The sequence below is a fragment of the Methanococcus vannielii SB genome, assembly GCF_000017165.1.
GTDB lineage: Archaea > AGJL01 > Methanococci > Methanococcales > Methanococcaceae > Methanococcus > Methanococcus vannielii.
On record NC_009634.1, the window covers coordinates 960,205 to 970,803 of the forward strand.

The 10,599-nt window shown below is 31.6% G+C and carries 11 protein-coding genes; 8 read left to right on the forward strand and 3 right to left on the reverse strand.

Annotation, left to right across the window (positions count from 1 at the left end):
- Positions 1–4: 4 nt before the first annotated feature.
- Entirely contained in the window at positions 5–1,312 is a 1,308-nt protein-coding gene (locus MEVAN_RS04805; protein WP_012065776.1) for a bifunctional hydroxymethylpyrimidine kinase/phosphomethylpyrimidine kinase, read from the forward strand.
- 129 nt (positions 1,313–1,441) lie between these two features.
- Positions 1,442–2,656, forward strand: a complete 1,215-nt coding sequence (locus MEVAN_RS04810; protein WP_012065777.1) for a methionine adenosyltransferase — start codon at positions 1,442–1,444, stop codon at positions 2,654–2,656.
- Here MEVAN_RS04810 and MEVAN_RS04815 read toward each other — a convergent pair.
- A complete protein-coding gene (locus tag MEVAN_RS04815; RefSeq protein ID WP_012065778.1) occupies positions 2,646–3,476 on the reverse strand; it encodes an HAD family hydrolase in 831 nt (276 codons plus the stop codon). The genes MEVAN_RS04810 and MEVAN_RS04815 overlap by 11 nt on opposite strands.
- Before the next feature lie 110 nt (positions 3,477–3,586).
- On the opposite strand from MEVAN_RS04815, the gene MEVAN_RS04820 reads away from it, so the two are divergent.
- Genes MEVAN_RS04820 through MEVAN_RS04835 form a run of 4 tightly spaced genes read left to right on the forward strand, consistent with a single transcriptional unit; the run spans position 3,587 to position 6,199 of the window.
- Entirely contained in the window at positions 3,587–4,141 is a 555-nt protein-coding gene (locus tag MEVAN_RS04820; RefSeq protein ID WP_012065779.1) for an Era-like GTP-binding protein, read from the forward strand.
- A 5-nt stretch (positions 4,142–4,146) separates the two neighbouring features.
- Complete coding sequence (locus MEVAN_RS04825; RefSeq protein WP_012065780.1) at positions 4,147–4,530, forward strand: cell division protein SepF; 384 nt, start codon at positions 4,147–4,149, stop codon at positions 4,528–4,530.
- A 42-nt stretch (positions 4,531–4,572) separates the two neighbouring features.
- Positions 4,573–5,403, forward strand: coding sequence for a methanogenesis marker 8 protein (locus MEVAN_RS04830; protein ID WP_048059240.1), 831 nt, complete (start codon positions 4,573–4,575; stop codon positions 5,401–5,403).
- A 22-nt stretch (positions 5,404–5,425) separates the two neighbouring features.
- Positions 5,426–6,199: an isopentenyl phosphate kinase gene (locus MEVAN_RS04835; RefSeq protein WP_012065782.1), complete on the forward strand. Its 774-nt coding sequence runs from the start codon at positions 5,426–5,428 to the stop codon at positions 6,197–6,199.
- Between the two features lie 16 nt (positions 6,200–6,215).
- Here MEVAN_RS04835 and MEVAN_RS04840 read toward each other — a convergent pair whose 3' ends face one another.
- The gene (locus MEVAN_RS04840; RefSeq protein WP_012065783.1) at positions 6,216–6,695 is read right to left on the reverse strand and encodes a multiprotein bridging factor aMBF1; all 480 of its coding nucleotides are present in this window, start codon (positions 6,693–6,695) and stop codon (positions 6,216–6,218) included.
- Positions 6,696–6,975: 280 nt separating this feature from the next.
- Between MEVAN_RS04840 and MEVAN_RS04845 the strand changes: the two genes are divergently transcribed.
- Together MEVAN_RS04845 and MEVAN_RS04850 are read left to right on the forward strand one after the other, a co-directional pair.
- Complete coding sequence (locus MEVAN_RS04845; protein ID WP_012065784.1) at positions 6,976–8,199, forward strand: proteasome-activating nucleotidase; 1,224 nt, start codon at positions 6,976–6,978, stop codon at positions 8,197–8,199.
- A 49-nt stretch (positions 8,200–8,248) separates the two neighbouring features.
- Positions 8,249–9,448, forward strand: coding sequence for an NAD(P)-binding protein (locus MEVAN_RS04850; protein ID WP_012065785.1), 1,200 nt, complete (start codon positions 8,249–8,251; stop codon positions 9,446–9,448).
- 24 nt (positions 9,449–9,472) lie between these two features.
- Here the strand turns inward: MEVAN_RS04850 and wtpA are convergent, their stop codons facing one another.
- Positions 9,473–10,465, reverse strand: a complete 993-nt coding sequence (wtpA, locus tag MEVAN_RS04855) for a tungstate ABC transporter substrate-binding protein WtpA (RefSeq protein ID WP_012065786.1) — start codon at positions 10,463–10,465, stop codon at positions 9,473–9,475.
- Positions 10,466–10,599 lie beyond the last annotated feature (134 nt).

Here is a 10,599-nt window from a genome sequence, read left to right on the forward strand (position 1 = left end):
ATTCATGAATATTCTTTCGGTTGGAGGTTTTGACCCAAGTGGAGGTGCAGGAATAATTGCTGACGTAAAAACGATAAAAGAATTAAATAAAAACCCGATTTCAATAATTTCTTCAATAATTCCCCAAAATAATAATAAAGTTTATTTAAAAAGAGATTTGCCAAAAAAAGAAATAAAATCACAGTTTGAGGCAGTTTTTGAAGATTTTAATATTGAATATGTAAAAACGGGAGTAATGACTCGAGAATGTATTGATGTTCTTTTAAATTTTTTGAAAGAATATGATTTAAAAATAATTTGTGATCCGGTTTTAAAGTCAACCACCAATTTTGAATTTGTAGATTCCAAACTATTTAAAAAATACGTAAAATTTTTTGAAAAATGCTACCTAATTACACCAAATGCGGGAGAATTTGAAATTTTAAAAAGATTCCCTGAAAACGGTTTGAAATTAAATTTAGATAAATTAAATATTCTTATTACTGGACAAACTGACGTTTTAAAAGTAAATAATATTGAAAATAAAAAAGGAGCTAAAGAGACTAAAATTCCTGGTGAATATGTAAAAAAAGAAGTTCATGGAACAGGATGTGTTTATTCTTCTGCAATAACTTGTTTTTTATCGGAAAGAAACTCTTTTGAAGAATCCATTAAAAAAGCAAAAGAATTTGTGCTTGGTTCAGTTATATATGCTGAAAAAACCAAATACGGGTACAGTTCAAATCCAGTGTGGATAAATAAGGATTCGGTTGAAAAAAGTGTTTTAAATGCAGTAAATCTGATTAAAAAAATGGATTTTTCACTAATTCCTGAAGTTGGTTCAAATATTGCAGAAAGTACGCTTTTACCAAAGAGTTATCTTGATGTATGTGCAATATCTGGCAAGATTATAAAAAACAGGCTTGGTGGCCACAGTATTGTTGGAAACGTCCATTTTGGAGCATCAAAACATCTTTCACGGATAATTCTTTCTGCAAAAGAATTCAATCCTAAAATCAGGGCCTGTATGAATATAAAATACGATAAACCACTTTTAAAATATTTAAAAGAAAATCATGCATCAGAATTTAAAATTTCTTCTTTTAATAGGAAAGATGAACTAAAAAATATTTCTATGGAATTAGAGATTACAGAAGCATTTCAAAAATACCTTATGAAAATACCTTATGAAAATCATTTCGATACATCTTTAGATATAATATATGATTTAGGTGAAAATGGTAATGAACCAATGATTAGAATATTGGGTCAAAATTCATTAGAAATTGTTGAAAAGCTCTTAAAAATAGAAAAAATAAGTAAAAATCTTTAAAATCATAAAATTTAAGTTATAAATCGAAATTTTAAGGTTTTTCAATTAAAAGGTAAGTTTAAATAATATTAACTCAATTATGGTTTTAGTATTTTTATCGCAATTACTGAAATAAAATGGTGATGTTATTTGGCAAATATTGTAGTTAAAAAATTAGAACGAACCCCAATTGACGAAACCCCTGTAGAAATCGTAGAAAGAAAGGGAATCGGGCACCCTGACAGTATCTGCGATGGCATTGCAGAAAGTGTTAGCGTTGCATTGTGTAAGATGTACAAAGAAAAACTAGGTGTAGTTTTACACCACAATACTGATCAAGTTGAGCTTGTTGGAGGTTATGCATACCCAAAACTTGGTGGCGGCTGTATGATAAACCCAATTTACGTTTTACTTTCCGGAAGAGCTACTGCGGAAGTATTGGATAAAGAAACTGGAAAAATTGTTAAATTGCCTGTTAACACTACTGCAGTAAATGCTGCAAGAGAGTATTTAAAAAAAGCTTTAAGAAATATTGACCTTGAAAAAGACGTTGTTGTAGATTGTAGAATTGGACAAGGCTCAGTTGACTTAGTTGAAGTATTTGATAGAAAAAGAAGTGAAATTCCACACGCAAATGATACTTCATTTGGCGTAGGTCATGCTCCACTTAGTACTACTGAAAAAATCGTTTTAGAAACTGAAAAGTTATTAAATAGTGCTGAATTGAAAGCAATTGTCCCCGGAGTTGGTGAAGATATCAAAGTCATGGGACTTAGGGAAGGTAAAAAAATTACATTAACTATTGCAATGGCAGTTGTAGATAAATACGCAGACTCCCTTGAAGAATATGAAAAAGTAAAAGAAATGGCCCACAAAAAAGTTGTTGAAAATGCTCAAAAATACTTAAACGGTCATGAGTTAGAAGTATTTATAAACACTGCGGATGATGAAGAGTGTATTTTCCTAACAGTCACTGGAACTTCTGCAGAAATGGGTGACGATGGATCCGTGGGTAGAGGAAACCGAGCTAATGGACTTATTACTCCATTTAGGCCTATGAGTATGGAAGCTACAAGTGGTAAAAACCCGATAAATCATATTGGAAAAATCTACAATATTTTATCAAATATCATCGCATCAGACGTTGCAGAACTTGAAGAAGTAAAAGAATGCCAGATAAGGATTTTAAGCCAAATCGGTAAACCAATTACTGAACCAAAAATCTTAAGTATTGAAGTTATTCCAGAAAACGGATTTACATTAGACGACGTTACTAAAAAAGCTACAGAAGTAGCAGAAAAATGGCTTGACAATATTCAAAACGTAACTGAAAAAATTGTCGAAGGAAAAGTAACTACCTTTTAACATTTTTATTTTTTAATACTTTTTGTTTGTTAAATTTTTTTTCTAAAAAATTTTTTGTAATTGGAATAATTTCTGAAATATTTTCAATCTTTACTTTTGCGGTTTCCAGCGCTATTTTAGATACATTTCCATTTTGTAAAGTTACAACGGATAAATCACTCTCAATCATTGCTGGAACGTCGTTTGAAGCATCCCCCACCATTATAACTTTGTACCCTTCATTTTTCAAGTTTATAACAAAGTCTTTTTTCAAATTATGGTGAGCTTCAGAAACCAAGCAACTGTTTTCAACCCCAATTGCATTTCCAAGCTTTTCAATAAATAATTTACTGTCCCCTGAAGCGATAAATGTACTTACACCCATTTCTTCAAGTTTTTTTATGGTATCGTAAGCTTCAGAAAATACATATCCTCCAGTTGCAATAGTATATTCGATATTTCCACGAATAGTGTCTACAATAATTGCAGAACCGTAATCCGTTTCTATTTCAAATCTTTTTAATACATTTAAGGGGTCTTGAAGTTCTTTTACTTTGGTAGTCACATCATTAAGAACTCCATTCTTATTTATTGGGGGATTACAGTAGGATATTCCCCATTTAACACCATTTAAAAAATCGGAAATTAATTTATCTGGATTTTCAGACTGTAAAACTTTTAGCGGATTTTCCTTTAAAATTATGAGGCTTCTCCCCTTTTTCATGTCTACAATATCAACGGTCTGGCAGTTACATAGAAATTTCTGCGTTTTAACATTTTTTACGATTCTTTTTATACCTAAAAGGGTTCCAGATGCATCAAACACGACTGCTGTTTTCATAAAAATCACATAATTCATAAAATCTAGCATATATTTTATAGAGGATTATTAATATGTAAAAACTATAATTTATAATTTAACAATTAATAGTGAAAAATATAGTGAGAAGTATGGAAGAAAATAATTTTAAAATAGTACTTGTCGGGCCTGAAAACTCTGGAAAATCATCACTTGTAAACTCAATTTTTGGAAAAAACATTTCAGAAGTTTCGGAAGTAGGCGGGACTACAAAAATGCCTGTTAAAAAGTTTTGGGGAAAAATAAAAATAGGTAAACAAAAGATTAACCCTGATTTTGCAAATATTACATTTGTGGACCTTGGGGGACTTTATTTTGGTGAAAAAAAGTCTGTAATAATGGTTGGAAGCGTGCTTGAAAAAACTTATGAAGAAATTGATACTTCAGACTTAATAATCCATGTAGTGGATGCAAGCACGGAATTATTCAAAAGTTTCGAAAAATTGCACCACTTATTGAAATTTAGATATCGAAAACCTATTATAGTAGTAATTAATAAATGTGATTTAATAGATATTACCAAGCGACAAGAATTGCAGAAATACGTGGGGGAAAGATTAGATAACAAGGTCTTTTTTACCTCCTCGACCACTTATGAAGGCATTAGTGAGCTTGTAGGCACGATTACAGAAATATTAAAAAGGTGATTTCGGTGTTCAAAAAAATAAAAAAAATGATTTCGGGCGGAGATACACTAAAAACAAATAATCCTGTGCCAATTGAGGAATACGTGGACATTCCAGTAAGGGGATATGAAGGATCCAATGTAATTAAAATAAAAGTATGTGACTTAGAAGATTTTAAAGATGCAACTGACATAGCTGTTTTAACTGAAGCAGGCTACTTAGTTATAGCAAACACGATAAACTTAGAAAGAGACTTAGACGATGATTATGCTAAAGTTCTTGCAAGTTTAAAGGAAAAAGTTGGAAAAGTTGGCGGGAAAATAGTAAGACTTTGTGAAAGTAAAGTTATGGCTGTTCCATCAAACACGATAATTGAAAAAGTTGTAAGAGACGATGCATCTAAAAAATAATGCAATAGGTGTTATTAATTGAATAAAGAAGATATACACGTAATGGAAGCATTAGGTAATGCCACCGTACTTGTAAAAAATGGAAAAATTATAGATATAAGCGACCCTCAAATTTCGTATTGTCCTCTTTTTGCAAAGCTTCGAGGGATTGAAAAACTAACAAAAGACTCAATTTTTGAAAACATTGAATTTAGGATAAAGAGTTTCGGGTTATTTACAAAAGATCGGGTTGTTTTAGATAGTACACAACTTATTGGTTTTGGAACCTCTGAAATTTTTATGACTGCATTAAATAAAGGATTTTTAGATGCAGTAGTTATCGTATCAGACTGTGCTGGAACGGTTATTACTAATAATCCAGAACTTGTTCAGGGACTTTGTGGGAGAATTTCAGGGATTATCAAAACTACACCAATTCCAGAAGTAATTAAAAAAATTGAAAATGCTGGCGGAATCGTACTTTCAAAGGAAGACGCTGAAATTAACCAAATAAAAGGCGTAAAACTTGCAATTAAACAGGGATTTAAAAAAATAGGCGTTTCTGTTTCAAATTTAAATGATGCTCCCAAAATAAAAGAATTAGAAACCGAATCTATAAATATTATAACTTTTGGTGTCCATACAACTAAAAACAGTGTTTTAGAGTATGATAACTATCTAAAATATATTGACTTGATTTCAGCATGTGCTTCAAAAAATCTTTTAAAATCAAAGGAACTTAAAATAAAAGCACAAGCTGGAAGCAGTGTTCCAATATTTGCACTTAGCAGTATTGGAAAAGATTTAATTTTGGAAAAAATGAAGGAAATTGAAAAATCTATTTTAATAACAATTAATGAAGACTTGCCGTACTTTACAAGAAAACCCGAATAATCTATTTTTTTTGGTATAAACTATGTTTGCAATTTTAAAACTTGGCGGAAGTATCCTTTGCGATAAAAATGTTCCATATTCAATTAATTGGGAAAATTTACAGAATATTGGAATCGAAATAAAAGAAGCCCTTGAATATTACAGAAAAGAAGAAATAAACCTAAAATTAATTATTGTTCACGGAGGAGGCTCTTTTGGCCATCCTGTTGCTAAAAAATATTTAAAAAATGGAAAATTTGTAGATATGGGCAAAGGATACTGGGAAATTCAAAAAGCAATGAGAAAATTCAACAATATCGTAATTGATGAACTACAAAATTTTGAAATTCCGGTAGTTTCAATACAGCCCTCCTCATTTATCACTTTTGACAAAGATTTAAACTTACGTTTTGACACAAATGCTATTGAAAAGATGCTTGAAAAAGATTTAATTCCCGTAATTCACGGGGATATTGTAATTGATGAAAGGGAAAATAATTTCAAGATATTTTCTGGAGACCATGCACTCCCCCACCTTTCAAAAAAACTAAATCCTGATCTGAGTCTTCATGCATCCGACGTTGATGGTGTATGGGATACTAAATTTAAGGTAATTGAAAAAATAGATTCATCAAATATTAATAAAGTGCTAGAATCGTTAAAACCTTCAAACAAAGAAGATGTAACCGGAGGAATGCACTTAAAAGTAATGGAATGTTATAATTTAGGCGTTAAAACCATAATTTTTAATGGAAGTAAAAAAAGAAATATATATAATGCCCTTTTAAAAAATGTAAAAGGAACTTCAATAAATTAATTACATTTAAAATTAATTACCTTTTTTTGATTTTTACAAAGTCCCCAAGTGTAAAATCAGCATTTTCATCTTTTGATTCGTAATTATAAGTTCCTTCTTCGTAAAGTGATATTTTAAGCTCTCTTTCAAGAATATTAACGTATTTTTCTTCCGGTTCAATTTCATTTCTTTCGATTTTGTGAAGGAGTGATTCTTTAATGCCGGCTGTTCTTGCAAGGCCTTCTAGCGTCATATTTCTTTTTTCCCTTGCTTCCCTTATTAATGTGCCGTAGTCCTCGACAATCGTTTTTAAGCTATCAAACATGTCTTTTTTAGGCTTCTTTGAAGTTTTTTCTTTTTTGTCCGAAGTGACATTGAATACTGCCTTTGGCATTCTAGAATATCCTTTTGGAGTAATTCCAAACTTTGCACAAGTTTCGCAAACATTCATATCTACTCCTTCTATCCTTGTTTTAAAGATATCCTTAACCTCTTTCCCGCAGAGTTCACATTGCATACATACACCTTAGTATATTAAATTTAAAGATATTTTTAGCCTATTTATCGAGATTCTGTAGCATTAGATTCGCAAATGCTTCATTAGACAATCTCATTTCAATTATTTAATAGTATCTATTTTATCTCTTAAATACTATATCAATAAATTTATATAGTCTGAATAAATTATAAACATATGCGAATACCAATTTACAAAAAGATAATTAAACTAATGACTTATTTTGCGAGAACTCTTATACTCATGTCGGACTATTTTACACAATTATCGGAGGTAAAGTATGACTTACCCAGACGATTATTCTACTGACGTTCAAAAAAATGAAATGGATTTAAAAGAATTTAAAGAAAAAGCATACCTTGCAGAGCTTGAAAGTAAAGTTTTAAGGTTAGAATTAAAAAATAAAGACATTACTAGAGAGAATGTTCAAATTAAAAAAGAAAATGAAATATTAAAGCGAGAACTTGATAAATTAAGAATTCCGCCATTGATACTTGGAACAGTTCTTGATAGAGTTAATGAAAGAAAAGCAGTTGTAAAAAGTTCTACAGGCCCAAATTTCCTTGTAAACCTTTCACAATTTGTTGAGCCAGATGACATAGTTCCGGGTGCACGGGTTTGTTTAAACCAGCAAACTCTCGCAGTTGTTGAAGTACTTCCAAAAGAAAAAGACTATCGTGCAATGGCAATGGAACTCGAAGAAAAGCCAGATATATTATTTGGAGATATCGGTGGATTGAATAATCAAATAAGGGATATTAAAGAAGTAGTTGAGCTTCCACTTAAAAATCCAGAACTTTTTGAAAAAGTAGGAATTGTTCCTCCAAAAGGGGTGCTTCTTTATGGGCCACCCGGAACTGGAAAAACACTGCTTGCAAAAGCTGTTGCTCGTGAAACCAATGCTTCATTTGTAAGGGTAGTTGGTTCAGAACTTGTTAAAAAGTTCATTGGAGAAGGGGCAAAACTTGTAAGGGACGTATTCAAACTTGCAAAAGAAAAGTCACCTTGTATCATCTTTATTGATGAAATCGATGCAGTTGCAAGTAAAAGAACGGAATCTTTAACAGGCGGAGATAGGGAAGTTCAAAGAACCTTGATGCAGCTTCTTGCTGAAATGGATGGCTTTGATTCAAGAGGCGATGTAAAAATAATTGCTGCAACGAATAGGCCTGATATTTTAGACCCTGCAATCCTTAGACCTGGGAGATTTGATAGAATTATAGAAATAGCTGCTCCTGATGAAGATGGAAGACTTGAAATATTCAAAATACACACCGATAAAATGAACATTAAATCCGTTGACTTAAGAGAAATTGCAAAAATGGCTGAAAATATGGTCGGTGCAGACATTAAAGCAGTATGTACTGAAGCAGGTATGTTTGCGATACGGGAAGGAAGGGAATACGTAACAACAAAAGACTTTAAAGAAGCGCTTTTAAAGGTTACAGGTAAAAAAGAAAAATCCGAAGAAGGAATTGCCCACTTAACCACGATGTATGGTTAAATAATACTTTTTTAAATCCTATATTTTTTAACGTTTTTAAGTGATTTTTATGAGAATCGGAATTATTGGTGCGGGACTTGGCGGGCTTTTGTGTGGGGCAGAACTATCAAAAACACACGATGTTACAATCTATGAACGTCTCCCTTTTATTGGTGGAAGGTTTACAAATATCCCTTATAAAGGATTTCAGATAACTACTGGAGCCCTACATATGATACCCCATGGAAATGACGGATACCTTGCGCAAGCTTTAAAAAATATTGGAAGTAACGTAAAAATAGTAAATGCAGAACCGGAAGGTTATTTTAGATTAAATGGAAAAAATCACATCTATAAAGACCTTTTTAAGACGGTAACTACTAAAGAAAAACTAAACGCATTAAAACTTGCTGCAAATTTAAAATTTGGACGGGTAGATAAAAATATATCGTTTGGCGAGTTCTTAGAAGGGTGCCCAACTGCACTTTTAGTTGGAAATTCATTTACAGGCTGGGCACTAAGTTTAAATGCATATGAAACGCCGATGTCTGAAATTTTGGAGATACAAAAGCTCCATAGTAAATTTGGAGGCCCCGGAATTCCGATTGGGGGATGCAAAGGAGTAATTGATAGTTTAGTTGAAATAATTAATAAAAATAATGGTAAAATACTGTTAAACCATGAAGTTTCAAAAATAGAAATTGAAGAGAATAAAGGATACATTGATTCTAAAGAGTTTGATATAATTATTAGTAATGCTTCTCCAACTGAAACTGAGAAAATGTCAAATATTAATTTCATTCAAAAAAAGCCGGTTCCTTCAAAAGGAATAAAAGTAAATGTAGCAACTAAATCTAATATGGTAAATGGCGCAAGCGTAATTTTTACCGCCGATTCAGAACGAATAAATGGATTAAACCAGCCTTCAAATGTAGATAAAAGTCTTGCAAAAGAGGGCCATAACTTAATAATGCTCCATGCAACACAACTTAAAAGTAACACTAAATCTGAAATAGATATTGTTTTAGAGGATATTGAAAATCTTTTTATTGATAAAGATTACGAAATATTATCCATTCAAAGTTACAACAATGGTTGGCCAGTAAACCATGCTTCAAATGGGACTGATTTAAACCCGATAATCAAAGATAATTTTTTCCTAGTTGGCGATGGGGTAAAAGGGGTTGGTGGAATTGAAGTTGAAGGGGTTGCAATGAGTGCAATAAAAGTTCTTGAACATATAAAAACAGTGAATTTCAAAATAAATTAAAAAATTATTTAAAAGAATTTATATTTAACCCATTGTTACAAGGGATTTTAATTCATCTGGAACATTTCCAACCCCGATTGCAGGGTTAATTGCAGGTTGTCCTGCATTTTCAAATACTTCTGGATGGTTTAGCACAAGTTTAACAAAACTAATTCCTAAATCCCTATCTTCTGCATTTTTAGGAACCGTTAACCCGTAAACTATTGGTGTTGCCATGTAAGTCGCATTTTGGCCTTCTAACGTTATACTTACTTTCGAATAAAATTCTTCACTTTTGTAGTCCCCTAAATTTATTTCATTTGGTAATTCAACGTATTTTAAACCGTGCTGGTCTGCTACACTCTTATATATAAACAGGTAATCATATGCGTAAGCTTGAAGCGGGCCTAAGAGGTCTACTTCTTTACTTCTTAAAAATACCCGTTCCTCATTTACAGTGATTGACTTGGGACTTCTTATAAGATACGTACCATCGTCATTTTCATCAACTTTAAAGTTAGTATTAGCAAGTATTAATTCGTCATATATTGTTGAATCATTATAGTAAAGTTCTGACAACTGGATTATCATTTGAGTTCGGTACCCGCAAGGATCGTCATTTGGACTTGAAAATCCGTATTTTACACCGTCTCTTTTAAAAATTTCGTACCAGTTTTCACCATTAATTTCATTATTATACTTACTCATTTCAGTATATGCAATAACAATTTCATTTTTTGAGACCATTACATACCAATCTGCATATTCTGGCATCATCATTTCAGGAATTACTTTATAATCCGCAGATGCAAGTACATGTGCATTTCTATTTAAATCAGTTATTTTCCTAACGCATGCAACACTACCTGCAGCTTCCCTTTGAACATCAACATTTTTATTCTGTTCTTCGTACATTTTTTCATATTCTTCAAATGGGACTGCTAAACTTCCAGCATGAAATATTTTCAATACTTTTGTTTCTTCAGATCCAAAATCAATACAGCCACTAAATGATAGGACTAAAAGTAATCCGATCATGCTCGAAGCTAAAAAGAGTTTTCTATTCAATATACCACCTTTTAAAGATTACACTAAACTTTTACATAAAAACGGTATATATAAATTACGTTATGAATTTAAAAGTAATTTAGTAAAGTTTAACATATTTCAAA